17 protein-coding genes are annotated in these 18,024 nt (G+C 60.1%); 5 read left to right on the forward strand and 12 right to left on the reverse strand.

What is annotated here, in order from left to right:
• Positions 1–40 precede the first annotated feature (40 nt).
• The 5 genes from RS75_RS11705 to kduI all read right to left on the reverse strand — a co-directional run bounded on the left by RS75_RS11705 (position 41) and on the right by kduI (position 4,676).
• Positions 41–919 (reverse strand): amidohydrolase family protein, encoded by an 879-nt coding sequence (locus RS75_RS11705; protein WP_084686793.1) that lies wholly within the window; start codon positions 917–919, stop codon positions 41–43.
• A complete protein-coding gene (locus RS75_RS11710; protein WP_045020521.1) occupies positions 916–2,052 on the reverse strand; it encodes a mandelate racemase/muconate lactonizing enzyme family protein in 1,137 nt (378 codons plus the stop codon). Before RS75_RS11710 ends, RS75_RS11705 begins: the two co-directional genes overlap by 4 nt.
• A gap of 34 nt (positions 2,053–2,086) precedes the next feature.
• The gene (gene kdgD, locus RS75_RS11715) at positions 2,087–2,998 is read right to left on the reverse strand and encodes a 5-dehydro-4-deoxyglucarate dehydratase (RefSeq protein WP_045020601.1); all 912 of its coding nucleotides are present in this window, start codon (positions 2,996–2,998) and stop codon (positions 2,087–2,089) included.
• A 113-nt stretch (positions 2,999–3,111) separates the two neighbouring features.
• Complete coding sequence (kduD, locus tag RS75_RS11720; RefSeq protein ID WP_045020523.1) at positions 3,112–3,855, reverse strand: 2-dehydro-3-deoxy-D-gluconate 5-dehydrogenase KduD; 744 nt, start codon at positions 3,853–3,855, stop codon at positions 3,112–3,114.
• Positions 3,852–4,676 carry a 5-dehydro-4-deoxy-D-glucuronate isomerase gene (gene kduI / locus RS75_RS11725; protein ID WP_045020526.1) on the reverse strand — a complete coding sequence of 275 codons (825 nt, stop codon included), beginning with the start codon at positions 4,674–4,676 and terminating at the stop codon, positions 3,852–3,854. Before kduI ends, kduD begins: the two co-directional genes overlap by 4 nt.
• A 178-nt stretch (positions 4,677–4,854) precedes the next feature.
• Between kduI and RS75_RS11730 the strand changes: the two genes are divergently transcribed.
• The 3 genes from RS75_RS11730 (at position 4,855) to RS75_RS11740 (ending at position 6,881) form a co-directional block, all read left to right on the forward strand.
• Positions 4,855–5,652 carry an NAD-dependent epimerase/dehydratase family protein gene (locus tag RS75_RS11730; RefSeq protein WP_045020528.1) on the forward strand — a complete coding sequence of 266 codons (798 nt, stop codon included), beginning with the start codon at positions 4,855–4,857 and terminating at the stop codon, positions 5,650–5,652.
• 134 nt (positions 5,653–5,786) lie between these two features.
• The gene (locus RS75_RS11735) at positions 5,787–6,524 is read left to right on the forward strand and encodes a FadR/GntR family transcriptional regulator (RefSeq protein ID WP_045020603.1); all 738 of its coding nucleotides are present in this window, start codon (positions 5,787–5,789) and stop codon (positions 6,522–6,524) included.
• Between the two features lie 39 nt (positions 6,525–6,563).
• A complete protein-coding gene (locus RS75_RS11740; protein ID WP_045020530.1) occupies positions 6,564–6,881 on the forward strand; it encodes a cupin domain-containing protein in 318 nt (105 codons plus the stop codon).
• 12 nt (positions 6,882–6,893) lie between these two features.
• Here RS75_RS11740 and RS75_RS11745 read toward each other — a convergent pair whose 3' ends face one another.
• The 6 genes from RS75_RS11745 to RS75_RS11770 form a co-directional block, all read right to left on the reverse strand.
• The gene (locus RS75_RS11745) at positions 6,894–8,126 is read right to left on the reverse strand and encodes a M24 family metallopeptidase (RefSeq protein ID WP_045020532.1); all 1,233 of its coding nucleotides are present in this window, start codon (positions 8,124–8,126) and stop codon (positions 6,894–6,896) included.
• Between the two features lie 335 nt (positions 8,127–8,461).
• Positions 8,462–10,465, reverse strand: coding sequence for an aldo/keto reductase (locus tag RS75_RS11750; RefSeq protein ID WP_045020605.1), 2,004 nt, complete (start codon positions 10,463–10,465; stop codon positions 8,462–8,464).
• A 66-nt stretch (positions 10,466–10,531) separates the two neighbouring features.
• Entirely contained in the window at positions 10,532–11,617 is a 1,086-nt protein-coding gene (locus RS75_RS11755; RefSeq protein WP_045020534.1) for an ABC transporter ATP-binding protein, read from the reverse strand.
• Positions 11,618–11,627: 10 nt separating this feature from the next.
• On the reverse strand, positions 11,628–12,464 hold the full coding sequence (locus tag RS75_RS11760; RefSeq protein ID WP_045020536.1) for a carbohydrate ABC transporter permease: 837 nt from the start codon (positions 12,462–12,464) through the stop codon (positions 11,628–11,630).
• Positions 12,461–13,321: a carbohydrate ABC transporter permease gene (locus tag RS75_RS11765; RefSeq protein WP_045020538.1), complete on the reverse strand. Its 861-nt coding sequence runs from the start codon at positions 13,319–13,321 to the stop codon at positions 12,461–12,463. The genes RS75_RS11760 and RS75_RS11765 overlap by 4 nt, the downstream gene beginning before the upstream one ends.
• A 261-nt stretch (positions 13,322–13,582) precedes the next feature.
• Positions 13,583–14,854: an ABC transporter substrate-binding protein gene (locus RS75_RS11770; RefSeq protein WP_045020540.1), complete on the reverse strand. Its 1,272-nt coding sequence runs from the start codon at positions 14,852–14,854 to the stop codon at positions 13,583–13,585.
• An 86-nt stretch (positions 14,855–14,940) separates the two neighbouring features.
• On the opposite strand from RS75_RS11770, the gene RS75_RS11775 reads away from it, so the two are divergent.
• Positions 14,941–15,837 carry a helix-turn-helix domain-containing protein gene (locus RS75_RS11775; protein WP_200893629.1) on the forward strand — a complete coding sequence of 299 codons (897 nt, stop codon included), beginning with the start codon at positions 14,941–14,943 and terminating at the stop codon, positions 15,835–15,837.
• Here RS75_RS11775 and RS75_RS11780 read toward each other — a convergent pair.
• Positions 15,834–16,688 carry an AraC family transcriptional regulator gene (locus RS75_RS11780; protein ID WP_045020607.1) on the reverse strand — a complete coding sequence of 285 codons (855 nt, stop codon included), beginning with the start codon at positions 16,686–16,688 and terminating at the stop codon, positions 15,834–15,836. The two genes, RS75_RS11775 and RS75_RS11780, sit on opposite strands and share 4 nt — an antisense overlap.
• Positions 16,689–16,811: 123 nt before the next feature.
• Between RS75_RS11780 and RS75_RS11785 the strand changes: the two genes are divergently transcribed.
• Positions 16,812–18,008 (forward strand): MFS transporter, encoded by a 1,197-nt coding sequence (locus RS75_RS11785; protein WP_045020549.1) that lies wholly within the window; start codon positions 16,812–16,814, stop codon positions 18,006–18,008.
• Positions 18,009–18,024 lie beyond the last annotated feature (16 nt).

Here is an 18,024-nt window from a genome sequence, read left to right on the forward strand (position 1 = left end):
GACGATGGGGCCTCCCTTCCCCAACCATCCCGAATTGAAACTATGCCGCCTTGAATGGCGGCAACTTGAACAGAGCCTCAGGGTTTTCCACCAGCGCGCGATGACGCGCCGTCTCATCCGGCAACCAGCCGAGAACCAGTTCAGCAAGACGCGCATCGTCAGGATAGGCGGCGGTCTCGCGAATGGAATTATGCGGCCAGTTGGTGCCCCAGATGATGCGTTCCGGCGCATGCGCCGCGATCACCCGCGAAAAGGCGGCCACATCTTCATAAGGCCAGCTTTCACGCGAACTTTCATAGACACCGGCGAATTTAAACCAGAGATTGCCGCGGTCGATCAGCTTCAAAAGCACCGCCATCTCCGGGCCATCAGGGTCGATGCCCTTAAAGAACTTGCCGTGATGATCGAATACCCAGCGCGAGCGGATTTTCTCAAGTCGCGGCAAATGGTCGAGAAGCGTGTTACCGTCGAACTGTAGCGCCACCATCCAGTCGGCTGCATGAGCGCGCTCATCCACCGCCTCAAGTTCGGAAAGGTTCACCGCGCCGCCCGGCAGATCCATGATGCGTGCGCCAACGGCACCGGCGGCGGCAAGGTGTTCCATGTCCTTTTCGGTCGTGCTTGTGTCGATGATTACCACCGCACGCGCCGCCTCGCCCATCTCCGCAACGCAGGCGAGCGTATTGGCATTGTCGCGCTGGTGGGCATTGCCCTGGGTAATGATGACGCGGTCTATACCGAGCCATTGCATGAGCTGGTGATAGTCGTCCGGCCCCGGCAACGTGCCCGGCGGAAGGCCCGGCCCACCCGGCAAGGCAGGATAACCCCGCAGATACATATGCATCTGCGTATCGATGGCCCCCTTCGGAAAAGGCGGCTTCGGAGGCGTGCCCGTCAACTGGCGTTCAAGCGTGCTCATGCCTCTGGCATCCTGTATTCGACAAGTGCGTCGCGGTTGATCTCGATGCCGAGGCCCGGCCCGTTGGGGATGGCGACAACGCCACCCACCGCCTCAAGCGGCTGTTTCAGCACGGCCTGCCGGAACGGATTGGGCGTGCGGTCGAATTCCATGATCGGTTCGATGGGGTTGACGCGCACCGGATCGGGCGTCATCGCCGCCATGAATTGCAGGGCAGCGGCGATCTGTACGCCGGTGCCCCAGACATGCGGCACGATGCGCACGCCGTGGAGCGTGGCCAGCGTGGCAATCTTCTGCGTTTCGGAAAAGCCGCCGCAGCCACAAAGATCGGGCTGGAGAATATCCACAGCACCTGCGGAAAGCGCCTGCCACATGCCGTGGCGCCCGTGCCAGGTCTCGCCGCCCGCAACGGGTATTGGCTGGCCTGTCCGCACGCGCTGATAGGCATCGAGCTGTTCAGGAACCACCGGCTCCTCGAACCAGTCGATGCCATATTCGGCGGCGCGGTTGCCGAGGATGATGGCTTCCGTGACGGTATAACCGTGATTGGCGTCGATCATCAGCCGCATATCCGGCCCAATCGCTTGGCGCACGGCGGCGATGACCGCAAGATCCTCCTCGAGGCCGAAACCGATCTTGATCTTGCAGGCGTGGAAACCTTCCGCACGGCGTTCCGCCATCTCAGAGGCATTGTCGGAGACCCGATCAACGCCGTCACGCTTGAAGCTACCGGTGGCATAGGCGCGCACGCATTCGCGCCAGCGCCCGCCGAGCAGCATAGAGACGGAGGTGCCGTAATGCTTTCCCTTGATGTCCCACAGCGCGATATCGATGCCGGACAGGGCCGTGATGCTGAGGCCGCGCTGGCCCTGATCACGCAGGGCATTATAAAGCACGGCCCAGATTTTTTCAGTCTGGCGCGGATCCTGGCCAATAAGCCAGCCGGAATAGGCCTGAACCACGGCGGCGTTCGGTCTCGCCGGACCGAGGCATTCGCCCCAGCCGACGGTTCCGTCATCGCATTCGATTTCCACCAGAATATGGGCGCGCCGGTCGAAGCGCATGGATGCGCTTTCAAACGGCGTGTCCAGCCGATGTTCGAGCAGATGCGTGCGCACCGCTGTGATCTTCATCGCTCCCTCCCGTTATGCCCGGATCAGGCCTTGATCAGACCTTGCGCTTGTACGTGCCGATCAGGGCGTCGAGCATGCCAACTTCCTCATTCGTCAGATCCTTCAGCGGCGCACGCACCGGACCGGCATCGAAGCCCTGCAGGCGAACGCCAGCCTTGATGGCGGCGACGGCATAACCCTTGGCGCGGTTGCGGATCGCCATGAACGGATAGAAGAACTCCGTCAGGATGCGTTCGCAGGTGGCACGCTCGCCGGCACGCAGCGCCGCGTAGAACTCGTTGGCAAGGCCGGGGACGAAGTTGAAGACGGCCGAGGAATAGGTGGTGAATCCGGCACCGAGATAGGCTTCGGCAAACAGTTCCGCCGTCGGCATGCCGCCGAGATACATCAGGCGGTCGCCCATCTTCGCGGTGATCTGGCGAACGAGACCGATATCGCCTGTGCCGTCCTTGAAGCCGACGAGGTTCGGGCAATCGTCGCAAAGACGCGCCAGCGTATCGGCCTGAAGCACGGAGTTGTCACGGTTATAAACCATGACTCCGATGCCGACCGACTGGCATACTTTTTTGATGTGCGCGTAGAGGCCTTCCTGCGGCGCATCGATGAGGTAATGCGGCAGAAGCAGGATGCCGTCCGCACCGACCTTTTCGACGGAACGGGCGATATCGACCGCGACTTCGGTGCCGTATCCGCAGCCGGAAACGATTGCCGTTTCGCCGGCCACTTCCTTGGCGGCGGAAACAATGGTCGGGATTTCATCCGGCTTCAGCGAAAAGAACTCGCCCGTGCCGCCGGCGGCAAACAGCACCGGCGCCTTGTAACCGGCGAGCCATTCGACATGCGCCCTGTAGCTATCGGCCGCAAAACGGCCCTCGGAATCGAAATGGGTGACCGGGAAGGAGAGCAGGCCGGAGCCGAGCGCCGCCTTGATTTGTTCAGGGTTCATCATCGGTATTCCTCTGCAAGTTCGATGGATTGGCCACTACCTAATCCGCCAGCCATGTCTTTGTCAACAACTCATCATACATGTTGTATGATGAATTTTATGAATTTGCACAATCAGCGCGCCAACCAGCCACCATCAACATTGAGAATGGCGCCATGCACGTAGTCGGCAGCCGGCGAAGCGAGGAAAACCGCCGCCCCGGCAATGTCTTCGGAATGACCCCAGCGGCCGGCCGGAATGCGCTCGATAATGGCCTTGTTACGGGCCTCATCCGCGCGCAGCGCCTCGGTATTGTTGGTTTCGATGTAACCGGGCGCGATGGCATTGACGTTGATGCCCTTTGCGGCCCACTCATTTGCCAGAAGCTTTGTGAGACCTGCCACGCCATGTTTCGCCGCCGTGTAGGACGGCACGCGGATGCCGCCCTGAAACGACAGCAGTGAGGCGATATTGACGACCTTGCCGGAACGCCCCTTCGCCAGCAGTTCCTTTGCGAAGGCCTGCGTGGTGAAGAACAGCGCCTTGAGATTGACGTCCATCACCTCATCCCAGTCGAGTTCGGAGAACTCGACGGAATCAGCGCGACGGATGATGCCGGCATTGTTGACGAGGATATCGAAACCGGCGTCAGTGAAACTGTCCTTCGCCGCCAGTGGATCGGCGAAATCGATCGACAGCGCGCCGGCCTTGCCTCCCGCCTTAGTTATCATTTCCAGCGTCTCGTCCGGCGCACGGCGGGCAGCGCAGACGACTTCCGCGCCAGCGGCGGCAAGGCCAACCGCGATTGCCTGGCCAAGCCCCGTATTGGCGCCCGTCACCAGCGCCTTGCACCCTTGAAGCGAAAAGGGATTTTTCATTTCAGATCCCCCGGCTGGATGAAGTCCATGTCGGTATAATCGACATTGTCTCCCGCCATTGCCCAGATGAAAGTGTAAGAGCCGATGCCAGCGCCCGAATGAATGGACCAGGGCGGCGAAATCGCGCCTTCCTCATTGGAAATGAACAGATGTCGGGTCTCCTGCGGCTCACCCATCAGGTGCAGAACGCGCGACTTTTCATCCATGCCGAAATAGAGATAGGCCTCCATGCGGCGATCATGAATATGCGAAGGAATGGTGTTCCACACGGAGCCGTCCTCCAGCATGGTATAGCCCAGCACCAGCTGGCAGCTTTCCATGACGAGCGGGTGAATGAACTGGTTGATGGTGCGCTTGTTGGAGGTTTCCGTCGCGCCGAGTTTTACTTCCTTGCTGTCGGCAAGGCTGACGAGCTTTGCCGGCAGGCTGCGATGCGCCGGGCAGGAGGTGATGTAGAACCGGCCCGCACCGTCAAAGGTGACGGCACCACTGCCCGCGCCAAGATAAAGCACATCGCCGCGATTGAGCGTGTAGGTCTGCCCTCCCGCGCTGACGGTGCCGGTCTCGCCGACATTGACGATGCCCATCTCGCGCCGATCGAGGAAGGAAGGCGTCTTCGTCTCTTCCACCTTGTCCAGCGTCAGCGGCGCACCATCAGGCACCGCACCGCCCATCACGAAGCGGTCGTAATGGGTATAGATCAGCCTGATTTCGCCGGAACGGAACATGTCGTTTGCAAGGAAATGTTTGCGAAGCCCTTCCGTATCGAGCGTTTTTGCAAATTCCGGGTTGACGGCCTGCCTTGTTTCGACGGTCAGCATCAAACTCATCCTTCATGATTGTTGCGTATAGGACATAATATATGTTATCCACTTTTTGTACGATCTGTATGACAAGGTCAAGAGGTGCCGGCACAACTCGGCCGCTGCGGAGACGTCGGCCACGGGTTTTCCCGCAGCTTTAAATGACCCGCAGTCCATTCGTTTAGGGAGAATTGCAATGAAACGGCTTCTTGTTACCGGTGCGGCAGGCCAGCTCGGCCGCGTCATGCGCAAGCGCCTCGCACCGATCGCCGAGATATTGCGTCTTGCCGATCTCGCGCCGCTCGATCCGGCCGGGCCGAACGAGGAATGTGTGCAATGCGATCTGGCCGATGCGGGAGCCGTCGATGCGATGGTCGCCGGTTGCGATGGCATCGTCCATCTCGGCGGCATATCGGTGGAGCGGCCCTTCGAGCAGATCCTTCAGGGAAATATCATCGGGCTTTATAACCTCTATGAGGCGGCCCGCGCCCACGGCCAGCCGCGAATCGTTTTTGCCAGTTCCAACCACACGATCGGTTATTATTCCCAGACCGAACGGCTTGGCCCCGAAGTTCCCGTCCGGCCGGACGGTCTTTACGGCGTATCCAAATGTTTCGGCGAAAGCCTCGCCCGCATGTATTTCGAAAAATTCGGCCAGGAGACGGCGCTGGTCCGCATCGGCTCCTGCACGCCGGAACCGCAAAACCACCGCATGCTGTCGACATGGTTTTCGCATGACGACTTCGTTTCGCTGATCGAGGCGGTTTTCCGCACGCCCGTGCTCGGCTGCCCTGTCGTCTGGGGCGCATCGGCCAACGATGCCGGCTGGTGGGACAATTCCCATCTCGGCTGGCTGGGCTGGAAACCGAAAGACAATGCCGAGGCCTTCCGACAGCATATTGCCGAGACAACGCCGCAACCGGACCCCAAGGACGCTATTGCGCGGTTCCAGGGCGGCGCTTTCATCGACAATCCGATCTTCAAGGCGACGTGAAATGCCATATGAGACCGACAGGCACGACAACCGGTCCATCCTGCGCGAGTGTCGGCATTGCAAGCCGGGCCACGAATAACGTATCGAGGGAAACCGGACGCAAACCTGCACTCTTTTTTAGAATGGCGACGAAGATGACAAGAACGACAACCTCCGAACCGGCAGCCCCGCAAGGCAGGACACTTGTGGTGAAGGTTTCTGAAGAACTGCGAAGCCAGATCGCCAAGGGTCGTTACAAGACGGGCGAACGCCTGCCCTCCGAAGCGCAGATGACGCAGGAATTCGGTGTGAGCCGCACCGTGGTGCGTGAGGCCATCGCCTCACTCAGGTCCGATGGGCTGGTCGAACCGCGTCAGGGTGCCGGGGTCTTTGTGCTGGAACCCGCACCTGTCGAGCGGCGTCCCTTTCACAATATCGATCTTGCCCGCGTCTCCTCGCTGATCGAAATGCTTGAACTGCGCACCGCCGTGGAAGGCGATGCCGCTGGTCTTGCGGCAATCCGCCGCTCGCCGGGGCAAGAAGAAAAGATCATCGAGGCCTTCGATGCCTTTCGCGCCAGCGCAGCCAAGGGCATTCCGACAGCCGAGGCCGATTTCGCCTTTCACCTCGCCGTTGCCGAGGCCACCAACAATCCGCGCTTCAGCGAGTTTTTGCAGGTGCTTGGCACAACCCTTATTCCGCGCCGTGCGGTCGCTGAAAACGGCAAGGAAACCGTGCTTTCGCCCGCCGACCTCAACCGGCTTGTCGGCGAGCATGAAGCGATCCTGATCGCGATACAGGACGGTGACGAAGAGGCGGCACGAAGCGCCATGCGTCACCACCTGAAAAGCAGCCAGACGCGTTACCGCTCCATGCTGCGCGCACCGCGTTGAAAACGACCCGCATAACGACATTGCACGACTGGAGACAACATGCAGCAACTTCCGACATTCCCCACCGTTTCGCCTGACGATGGCGTCGAACGCACCGTGCTTTCCGAAGCGCCCGAACTGATGGTCGTTTCCTTCCGCTTCAAAACCGGTGCGGAAGGCAAGTTGCATAGCCATCCGCATGTGCAATCCACCTATGTGGCGCGCGGTAGCTTCCGCTTTTACCGCGACGGCGAGGCCTATGACCTCGAAAAAGGCGACAGCCTGATTGTGCCCGGCCATGTCGAACACGGTTGCCTGTGTCTGGAAGAGGGCGAACTGATCGACTGCTTCACCCCGCGACGCGACGATTTTCTCTGAACTCACCGGTACTCAGGTCCGGAACAAATCCCGCAGGGTGCGTGGCAGGTTGTTCATGCACTCTGCCCCGGACGGCGCGACGAGAAACTGGTCCTCGATCATCAGCGCGCCCAGCCCTTCGCCATAGAAGGGCGCTTCAAGTGCGACGACCATGCCGGGAAGAATGATTTCCGGATTTTCATGCGAAAAGAACGGCCATTCCTCGATACCTACACTGCCGCCAACGGAATGGCCGAAATGGCCGCGATAATATTCGCTGAAACCTTGGCCGCGCATCGAAGCCAGCATGGCGGCGTGCACCGCGCCGAATGTATTGCCGGGGCGAAGCGCTTCCAGCCCGCTGGCAAAGGCTGCTTCCAGCGCCTTGAAAATATCGGCCGCCAGCGGAGAGACAGGCCCCCATGAAAAGGTCCGCGCGCCATCCGACGAATAACCGTCGACCAACGTGCCGACATCGGCCTTGATCAGCGCCCCCGGCGTGACGACAGCCGCCATATCCGACAGGGTCGGACCGACCGATATGTAATCCCAATGACCGCTCAGCGAAAAACCCGATTTCAGGGCATGCGTCTGCGCGCCCGATTTCCAGGCGGCTGAAAGCTGGCCAAGCGCCGCTCCCGCCCGCACGGTGGCCGCCATCTCCACCAGCCCGGCCTCTGCAGCGGCGGCTGCGCGTCTTAGAAGCTCGATTTCGCGTTCGGATTTCACCGCGCGTAGACGTTTCAGTACCGTCGAACCGTCCGCCCAGTTCACATTGGGTAGCGCCTGACGCAGGGCGAGGAAATCGGCGGCGGGCATGAATTCGAGGTCCGCGCCGATGCGCGCCGCAGACAGGCCGCGCTCCCGCAGAAGGTCGGCCAGCAGGTTGAAACAGGCTGTGCGATCGAATGTCTCGGGCCTCGGGCCGCCGGAATTGTTGCGGCGATAGGCATCGTCCACCTGCGCAACACCTGAGGCGCCGCCAAGATCGACCATATCGATCCAGATACGGTGGCGGCGCAGATCGACATCCGGCGCGGCCATGGCGACGAGAGGAGCGGCATGGTCGCTGACGACGGCGGCCAATCTCGCCCCGGCATCGGCCGGCACCAACGCGATGGCCGAACCCGCCCTGCCCCACATCGTCGCAACACCGGCATGAGCACCGACAGCATAGCGGAAGGCTTCCGGCTGGAAGAGCGCCAGCGCATCCATGCCCGCCTCGACCATCAATTGCTGCGCACGGCTTCGATCGATATCGCCCATAAGAACCCCGGTAGATTGTTTCACCCGCTTTATTTTTGGTGCAGGCAGGTTTCATTACAACTTCGCTTTATCAGCGGCCGGGTGAGGAAAGAAGCAGGAAAACAGGATTAGGGCCGGAGGTCGGGATTAGCCCCCCGACCCAGTGCTTTTTTACAGGTCGCAACATCCACCCTCCGTCACCCCGGACTAGATCCGGGGTCTAGCGCGATCAAGTCCCTGATCGCAAAAAACTCTTTTCACCGCGCGGACGCGCCGTGGCTGGATGCCGGATCAAGCCACGGCATGACGGAGGTGAAAAACGGAAACGGCGGGAAAACCCGCCGTCCCGTGGCTGCTCAAGCCTCAAGCCATTTCAGCTGCTCATCCGTCAGCTTGATATCCAGCGCCGAAAGGCTGTCCTCCAGCTCCGCTATCGTGCGCGGCCCGATCAGCGGGATGACCGGGAAGGGCTGGGCGATGACATAAGCGAGCGCAATGTGGATCGGGTGACGGCCGAGTTTCCGGGCAAGCTCGTTCGCCCGGTCGCGGCGGTCGAAATTGCGGTCGGAATACCAGACGCGGACGATTTCCTCATCGTCGTGTTTATCCCGTCCGGCGCGGTCGGTGAAGAAGCCACGCCCCTGGCTGGACCAGGCGAAATTGGGGATCTGGCGGGATTTTAGCCAGTCCTTCCAGTCATCGTCCGATGCCGCCACGCATCCCGCCCAGATGGGATCGAGCATTTCGGCAAGCGAAAAATTGTTGGAAAGTGCCGCCGGGGCCTGTTTACCGTTTGTCCCGGCATAGGCGGCAGCCTCGTCCATGCGCTCGCGTGTCCAGTTCGAGCCGCCGAAAATGCCGCGGATGCGCCCGCGCCGGACTTCGGCATCCATCGCATCGACAAATTCACCGACCGGCACATCGGGATTATCGCGATGCATGAAATAGGCATCGACATAATCCGTCTTCAGCCGTTCCAGCGACTGATCGAGCTGCTTGGCGATCATGTCCGGATAGCAAAGTGGCGAATGCGCGCCCTTGCCGATCAGAACGATCTCTTCGCGCGGCACGTTACGGCTGGTATGCCAGTCGCCAAAAATCGCCTCGGTCTTGCCCCCTCCATAGACGTAAGCCGTATCGAACAGATTGCCGCCCGCCTCGTAAAAGGCATCGAGCGTCAGGGATGCGGAGGCGAAATTGGGGAAAAACTCGAAACCGAGCGCGACCACAGAAGCCGGTTTGGCGATGCCCGGTATCTGGCGCTTGGGAACAGCGTTCCCAGCCACGACCTTTCCGCCTACAATATTGGCGATGCGCGCGGTTGCTTTCTCGACGCTGTATTCGAGGCCGACGGAAGCGCGCCACTGATCCATGACGCGCAGATTGCCGAGACTGTCGGCCCAGGCCATGCCGGGTGCGTCGAATTCCCGCTTGCCCTGACGGATCGCCTCGCCGGCCGCATCGACCTCGAAGGAATAGAGCCAGCGATCCTCCGGTATCTCGATTGTTTCGGTCTTGTCGCCCCTGAAAATATCGATCCGGCCGGTACCGCCCTTGTGGCCGGCGGCGTACCAGAAATCCTTGACCTCGATACGGCCTTCCGAGCCGATGATGCGCAGCACGTTGTCCTGCCCCGCCATGATCGAGCAGGACACTTCGGCGACGATGCCGTTTGAAAACTTCAGGACGGCCGAAGCCCATTCATCAACGCCCGACTGGCCGAGATGGGCGGCACCGACAACCTTTTCCGGCTCGGCAAAGGGCTTGCCATCCACGGCACCGGCAATCAGCCGCACCATGGAAACCGGATACCCGCCGACATCGAGAATGCCGCCGCCCGCCGTCTCGTTGGCGAAAAGCCGGTGGTCGGCCCGGAAAGAACCCATGTTGAAACCGAAACTGGAGCGGATGATACGGACATCGCCAACCGCACGGCTTTTAATCAATTCCACCAGTTTTGCCGTCTGGGGATGCAGACGATACATATAGGCCTCGCCCACAAAGACTCCGGCCTTTTTCGCCTCGTGAAAAATGGCGTCGGCATCGTAGGCGGAAAGCGCGATAGGCTTTTCCACCAGCACGTTTTTACCCGCCCTTATCGCCTTGATCGCCCATTCCGCATGGCCGGTATGGGGCGTAGCGATATAGACGGCATCGATATCGGGATCGGAAAGCAGCGCATCGTAGCCATGGATAATGCGCGCGCCGGCAAAGGCTTCGGCAAGACCCGGTTTGTCCGGATTGCGGGTGGCGATGGCCTCAAGCCTCCCGGTGCGGGAATGGGCAATGCCGTCCGCGAAGGTCCTGGCGATGGTGCCCGGGCCGATGATGCCCCAGCGGATCGGTTGGTCGGTCGTCATGAAAACCTCGTCTTTCATGTAGGTGTTTGGCATGTAGGTGTTTGGCATGTGAGAGCTTGGGAAGTTTCAGCGCAGGCGGTTGCCCTCGCTGTCGAAAAGAAATGCCTTGCGGGCGGAGAGACCGACAGTCAGCCGGTCGCGATTGACAACGTCGCGCGATTCCGGACGTTCGATAATGAGCTGCTCGTCGCCTTGCGTGCGGGCGTAGACATAGCTGGTATTGCCAAGATGTTCGGCGACATCGACATGAACGGTAAGATCGGCATCGCCCCTGCCCATCTCCGTGAAATGTTCAGGCCGGATGCCGAGCGAGACCCGGCTTCCCTCGTTGAGCCGGTCCTTGAGCGGCAGGGTCAGCCGCACTGCGGGATCGCTGTCGAGCGAGAGCGTCGCGCTCTCCGCGCCGGCACCGATAATGGTGGCCTCGAGAAAATTCATCTTCGGCGAACCGACGAAACCGGCAACGAAACGGTTGGCGGGATCGTCATAAAGATCGAGCGGCGCGCCGACCTGCTCGATATTGCCGGCCCGCAGAACCACGATCTTGTCGGCAAGCGTCATCGCCTCGGTCTGGTCGTGGGTGACATAGATCATCGTGGTGCCGAGTTGCTTGTGCAACCGCGATATTTCCACCCGCATCTGCACCCGTAGTTCCGCATCGAGGTTCGACAGGGGTTCGTCGAACAGAAAGACCTGCGGTTCACGCACGATGGCGCGGCCAATGGCGACACGCTGCCGCTGGCCGCCGGAAAGCTGCTTCGGCCTGCGTTCCATCAACTCGTTGATCTGCAGAATTTCGGCGGCGCGGCTGACGCGCTTTTCGGTATCGGCCTTTGGGTTGCCATTCATCCTCAAGCCAAAGGACAGGTTTTCGGCAACCGTCATATGCGGATAAAGCGCGTAGGACTGGAACACCATGGCGATGCCGCGATCGGCCGGATCGGCATCGTTGACCGTCCTGCCGCCGATGCTGATATCGCCGCCCGATATATCCTCCAGCCCGGCTATCATACGCAGAAGCGTGGATTTGCCGCAGCCGGATGGGCCGACGAAGACGACGAACTCGCCATCGGCAATATCGAGATCCGCACCATGGATAACTTTCAGTGCACCATAGCGCTTGACGACATTTTTGAGCGAAAGTTCCGCCATGCGGCCTCCCTTACTTGACTGCCCCGGCGGAAATGCCGGCGATGAAGTGACGCTGCAAAGCGACAAAAACCACGAGGATGGGCGCAGTGAGCAAGACCGCACCGGCCATGATGCCGCCCCATGACACTTTGGTGAGCCCGATAAGGGTGCCAAGCGCCACGGGTGCGGTCATCATTTCCGGGCGGGAGTTGATCAGCAGCGGCCAGAGATAATTATTCCACGAGGCGAGGAAGAGAATGATCGACAGCGCTGCCATGGTGGGCCGCGCCAATGGCAAAGCAATGCGCAGGAAGATTTGCCATTCCTTGACACCTTCCACCCTTGCCGCATCGAAAAGCTCCGTCGGCATCATCGAGAAGGACTGCCGCATGAACAGCACGCCGAGCGAATTGAACAGCGGCGGCACGATGAGCGCCACCCAGCTATTGGCGAGCTTGAATTCACGCGCCACCATGATGAATTGGGGAATGACGACAACCGCGAAAGGCAGGGTGATGGTGCCGAGAATGATGGCGATCACCACTGAGCGTCCTGCGAAACGATAACGCGCCAGCGCCCAGCCCGCCATGGAGGTCAGGAACACCGAGAGAACCGTGTAGATGATCGCAACGGTGATCGAGATGAACATGGCCCGCAGGAAGTTGGTATCCGCCTGAAGGTTGCTGAAATTCTCGATGAAGTTGGTGGAGGGCACGAGCACGATATCCGGGCTGAAAATGCCGAAATCGGGCATGGTCGAAAATACGAACATCATCCACAGCGGAAACAGCCAGATGATGGCAAGCGGCGTCAGCGTCGCATGCAGCGCAATCTTCTGCCAGAGAAGCGATCTGGATTTCGATCTCATTTCGGCTCCCTCCCGACCCAGAGATTAAGAAGCGAAATGGCGATGGCGAGCGCCGCCATGGTGTAGGCAATGGCCGAGGCGTAACCGAAATTGAGCGAGGTGAAGCCCTGCCGGTAAAGGAACAGCCCCAGCGTCTCCGTGCCGCCGCCCGGTCCACCGCGATTGGTGATGAGGAAAGGTTCGGCGAAAAGCTGCATGGTGCCGATCACCGACAGGACCACGCAGAAGAGGATGATGGGTTTTAAGAGCGGCAGGGTGATGTGGAAGAATTGCTGCCGCTTGTTCACCTTGTCCAGCGTCGCCGCCTCGTAGACATCACCGGGGATGGATTGCAGGCCGGCAAGAATGATGATGGCGTTATAACCCGCCCAGCGCCAGGTGACGGCGATGATGACCAGCGCCATGGCCGCATTGGCATTGTCGAACCACGAGATCGGTGAAAGACCGACGGACGTGATGAGCTTGTTGATGATGCCGAAATCGGCACTGAACATCAGCCGGAAGACCGCGGCATAGGCGACCTCCCCAACGACAACAGGCGCGAAGAAGGCGAAACGGTAAAGCGGGCGCACCTTTAAGAGCGGCGAATTCAGGAGCACCGCCATAACGGTGGCAAGCGCGATCATGACAGGCACCTGAATGACGAGAATGATCAGCGTATTATAGAGCGCGTTATAAAACGCCGGATCGGAGACGAGCCGTCCCCAGTTCATGGACGGCGCGAACCGCCAGGGATTGATACGGGTGTTCTGGAACGACAGCATGAACGAGCTGATGATCGGCCAGACCCAGAATGTCGCGAAAATCAGAAGATAGGGCGCAAGGAACGCATAAGCGATCCTGTTCCTTGACGGCATGACGACCTCCAGATGCCGGATGGTGCACCGGATAAATGGAAAAGCTTGGAAGAGGCCCGCCCCGTTTCAGGGGCAAGGCCATCGCAAGGCGGTGCCGCATGTTTCTTCTCCCCATCGGGGAGAAGGTGGCCCAAAGGGCCAGATGAGGGGGCAAGCTCTCGGTCTAACGCTGACGTCGCCCCTTCATCCCGCTGCTGCGACCTTCTCCCCGGCGGGGAGAAGAAACACGCGGCACCACTCGTTCCCTCGACAGCAGACGGGCTACTCAGCTACCGGAAGACCCGTGGCCGTTTCGATCTGCTTTGCCGCATCGTCGAGTGCCGCTTTCGCATCGGGATAACCGCCCGCGAAGTATTTGGTCTGCGTCGCCTTGTAGATCGCATCCGCATCCGACTGGAACGCGGTGCCGCGGCTCGGCACGATTTTCGGCAGGGTTGCCAGAATATCGGTCCAGACAGCCTGCCCGCCCCAATAAGGCTGCTTTTCCTTGACGAAAGGATCATCGACGGCGGAGAGAAGCGAGGGAACGAGGCCGAAGGATTTCAGCATCGTTACCTGCCCCTCATTGGTGGTGAGCGCGTAATCGATGTATTTCCACGCCGCTTCCTTGTGCTTGGACGTCGAACTGATGGCCAGCGAAGAGCCGCCGAGATTGGCCGCATGCGGGCCGTCGGGCGTGAGGCTCGGCATCATATAGACGCCCCACTTGCCCGAAAGATCGGGAGAGCCGGATCGGATCGTGCCTTCATACCAGGCGCCAAACATCTGGCTCGCCGCCTTGCCGGCCGTATTGGACTGGATCTTCTCATCCCAGATCGCGGCCGTGATGATGCCAGCATCCTTCATCTGCTTGATCTTCTCAAGCGTGGCGACACAGGCAGGTTTGTTGATGGTGATGTTTTGGCCGTCGGTCGAAAAGTAACCGCATCCTTGCTCGTTGGCGATCATGCGGAACCATTCGCTGTCGCCGTTGAAATCGGCCTGCGCCATCACCGTGCCGGGGTTCGCAGCCATGACCTTCTTGCCCGCCGCGATGAAATCGTCCCAGCTCTTGATGGTTGTCGGATCGATGCCCGCCTTTTCATAGAAGTCGCGACGATAAAAGATCGCAACCGGACCGGAATCCCACGGAACCGCATAGGCAACGCCGTCAATTTCCAGTTCCGTGCGCTTGAAATCGGGGAAAAGTGCCTGTTTCTCAGGTGTATAGCCAAGTGCGGTCAAATCGGCAAAGCAATCGGGAAAACGGCTCCAGAACAGCTCCGCCTCGAAATTCTCGACGGTTACGATATCCGGAAGGCCATCGCCACCGGCTGCACAGGCCGCCAGCGTCTTGTCAAAAACCTGATTGTTTCCAAGGTCTTCAACGACGATCTTGATATCCGGATTTTGCTTGTTGAAGCCTTCGACCGTGGATTTCAGCGCCGAGGCGGCGACATTCCAGCTCCAGATGGTAACGGTCTCGGGTTGCGCCATTGCCGGTGCTGCAAAGAGCACCAAAGCCGTCGACGCGCCAAGAAATTTAAAGCACATTGAAAACCTCCCTTTTCCAATTGCCGTTCTTTAGCGAACATGGGCACATTATCGGCGGCAGGAAATCTGTCTCGTACAAAGGGAACATCGATTTGGCGGAAAGTAAGATTGCCGAAAGAGCCTTCTACCAGCCAGGCGCCAGCAGCATTGAAGGCATGCCGACGACGCTGCAGCTTTTTCACAACCACCCGCCCATCATGCTGCGGCCGCACTGGCACGCGCAGGTGGAGGTGAACTACGTCATGTCCGGGTCCGTGCATTACCGCATGGGCGACCACGACCTTTCACTCCATGCCGGCCAGATGTGCATTTTCTGGGGCGGACAGCCGCACCAGATGGACCGCTCCTCCGACGATTCCTTTTATACGGGCGCACATCTGCCGCTCGTCCATTTTTTCCGCATGCGGCTGCCGGCTGCGGTTTCCAGCCTGCTGATGGGTGGCGCAACAATGGTGAGCGCTGAGACCGACCGGGCCGACGAGGAAAACTTCGGCCGCTGGTTCCGTTACGTCACCTCGGGCGATCCCGCCAAGGCGCAGCACGCGGTGGAGGAATTGCTGCTCAGGGTCGAGCGGATGTTCCTCGAGCCCTATTCCGTCATATCCTCCGCTATCAACGGTAAACGCGATAAAGACGACGAGAGCATTGCGCCTTCCATCGGGGTGGTGCGCATGTGCGATTTCATCGCCGCGAATTTTCTCGACGACATCGACGCAACCGAGATTGCCCGGGCCGCCTCGCTTCATCCGAAATATGCGATGAACCTCTTCCGCAAATCCACCGGCATGACGTTGATCAAATATCTCACCCTGCTCAGGCTTTCCCGTGCGCAGGCGATGCTGATGAACGGCAAGGACAATATTCTGCAAATTGCCATGGAAAGCGGCTTTGGCTCCGTTAGCGCCTTCAACAAGGCATTCCGCCAGATCGCCGGCATGTCGCCTTCCGATTTTCGCCGCGACATGCGCGCAACCGCCGCCTAGTTCTCGATTTCTCCAAAGTCGGCGAAACCGACACCGCGCTGGCTTGCCGCCTTGCGATAGGCGCGGGGTGAGTTGCCGAGCATCCGCCGGAACATGGTGGTGAAAGCCGGGATGTTTTCATAACCGGCATCAAGCGCCACATTGGTCACCGCCTCCCCGGCCGCAAGTCTCGGCAGCGACGCAAAAATGCAGGCCTGCTGGCGCCACGTGACGAAGCTAAGCCCCAGTTCCTTGCGGAACAGCCGTGTGAACGAACGCCGGCTGATACCCATGGCCGCCGCCCAGTCGTCTATCTCCACCCGCGCAACCGGCTTTTTCAGAAAATCGCGACAGAGAGCGGCCAGACGCTGGTTGTTGGGAAAGGGCAAACCGAGCGGCCGCTCCGGCAGGCGGTTGACCTCATCCAGTAAAAGCGCCCGCACCAGACCCTGCCGATGAAAGGCAACGGGCTGAATCTCCTCGCCCAGCAATTCCGAAATCAGGCTGGAGGCGAGATCGGTTATTTCCACCACCCTTGGAGCCCCGGCGTGAAACAGATCGGGGTGAACGTAGATCGAGTGCATCTCCACCGTAGAGATGATCTCGGACTCGTGTTTCAGCCCGGCGGGAATGATAAGTCCATGACCGGGCGGTATCATCCAGCGCCCGGCAGCGGTGCTGACCAGCACGACGCCCTGGCGGGCGCACCATATCTGCACCCGGCCATGGCTGTGGATCGGCGTGCGGTGTCCCGTGGGGTAGGCACGGTGAAGCGCCAGCACCGGCTCGTTGGTGCCGTCGATCAATTTCAGGCTGCGCTCATGGTCGTCATCCGCCAGACGGGCGGGCTTTAGCGATTTGATTTTTGCCATTTGGCCCATTCACAAAGAAATTCGTCCAGAACACGAAAGCAGGCCAGAAACAATATGAATAAAAGCGGGAAGAAAGAAAGACACATTTCCCGTCTCCCGCCGGGAATCTGGAGAGGATACATCATGGCCACCGTCACCAGCGCCGGGTTCAACCCGCAACGCACGGCGTTTTCAATCATAGCAGCCGCCAGCTTCTGCCACATGCTCAACGACATCATGCAATCGCTGCTGACGTCGCTTTATCCGCTGCTGAAGGCCAATTATGCGCTCGACTTCATGCAGATCGGGCTGCTCACCTTCGCCTTTCAGGTAACAGCATCGCTGCTGCAGCCAGTCATCGGGCTGGTGACCGACCGGTGGCCCATGCCGTTCTCCCTGCCCGTCGCCATGCTTTCCACCTGCGCCGGCCTCATCACGCTCGCTTTCGCTCATAGCTTTGCCGTTCTGGTCGCAGGCGCCTGCCTCATCGGCATAGGTTCGGCCATCTTCCATCCGGAAGCCTCCCGCGTCGCGCGCCTGGCATCGGGCGGACGCCACGGCCTTGCGCAGTCGTTCTTTCAGGTCGGCGGCAATACCGGCACGGCCATCGGCCCGCTGCTGGCCGCCTTCATCGTCATCCCGCTCGGCCAGTCTAGCCTCAGCTGGTTTTCACTGATCGCCCTCGTTGGTTTTATCGTGCTGTCCTGGGTCGGCGTCTGGTACACGCGCCACCGGCGTGCAACGGTCGGCAAGGCTCCCGCCAGCCGTACCCTGCCGCTCGCACGCGGCACCGTGGCGATGACGCTTGGCGTGCTGGTGGTTCTGACCGCCACCAAGAATGCCTATCTCGCCAGCCTCTCCAGCTACTTCACCTTCTACACCATCGAAAAGTTCGGGCTGGGTGTGCAGGATGCGCAGGTTCTGCTGTTCCTCTTCCTCGGCGCTTCGGCAGCCGGCGTTTTCTTCGGCGGCCCGATCGGTGACCGTTTTGGCTCACGCGTCGTCATCTGGTTCTCGATCCTCGGCGTCATTCCCTTCGCGCTGATGCTGCCCTATGCGAACCTGTTCTGGACGACTGTTCTCGTCGTCGTCATCGGCTTCGTGTTCTCCTCCGCCTTCTCGGCCATCGTCGTGTTCGCGCAGGAGCTGGTTCCCGGACGCGTTGGCCTGATCGCCGGCATGTTCTTCGGTTTCGCCTTCGGCTTCGGCGGCATCGGAGCGGCTGTTCTCGGCGTCTATGCGGATAAGGAAGGCATCGAGTTCGTCTACCGCATCTGCTCCTACCTGCCGCTGCTCGGCCTGTTGACCGTGCTTTTGCCAAAATTGCCAAGCCACCGGTAAACGCCCTTTGCTCTCA

The sequence above is a fragment of the Rhizobium nepotum 39/7 genome, assembly GCF_000949865.1.
Lineage (GTDB): Bacteria > Pseudomonadota > Alphaproteobacteria > Rhizobiales > Rhizobiaceae > Agrobacterium > Agrobacterium nepotum.